Origin of the sequence: Akkermansia sp. KLE1798, from assembly GCF_001580195.1 — a bacterium.
In the GTDB taxonomy this organism is placed as follows: Bacteria; Verrucomicrobiota; Verrucomicrobiia; order Verrucomicrobiales; family Akkermansiaceae; genus Akkermansia; species Akkermansia biwaensis.
The window spans coordinates 87,240-87,625 of sequence record NZ_KQ971094.1 but is presented as its reverse complement, the minus strand read 5'-3'; the positions used below and the strand labels follow the sequence as shown (position 1 = coordinate 87,625).

Genomic DNA, 386 nt, shown 5'->3' with positions numbered 1-386 from the left:
CGGTTTCAATCCACGCACCCGTGAGGGTGCGACTGGGGTTGCTTTCAATGACGATTCTGGTCGTCAGTTTCAATCCACGCACCCGTGAGGGTGCGACTCTTCTTCCGCCACGCTTGAAGGCTTTGCGGATGTTTCAATCCACGCACCCGTGAGGGTGCGACAAGGATAATCCAGCGCGCCCCGGCCAGGGACGGGTTTCAATCCACGCACCCGTGAGGGTGCGACCATGTAAGCAGACAGATCGTCGGTGCTCACAAAGTTTCAATCCACGCACCCGTGAGGGTGCGACCAGCGCGTCATTCGCAACGTCTTTAAGCTGGCTGTTTCAATCCACGCACCCGTGAGGGTGCGACGTAGCGATTTCCTCTGCTTTTTGCAGCGGTGTC

The 386-nt window shown here is 58.0% G+C and carries 1 CRISPR repeat array.

Features of this window, described 5'->3' with window-relative positions:
- Nucleotides 1-2: 2 nt before the first annotated feature.
- A CRISPR array of direct repeats spans nucleotides 3-353; the repeat unit is 31 nt; unit sequence GTTTCAATCCACGCACCCGTGAGGGTGCGAC.
- Nucleotides 354-386 lie beyond the last annotated feature (33 nt).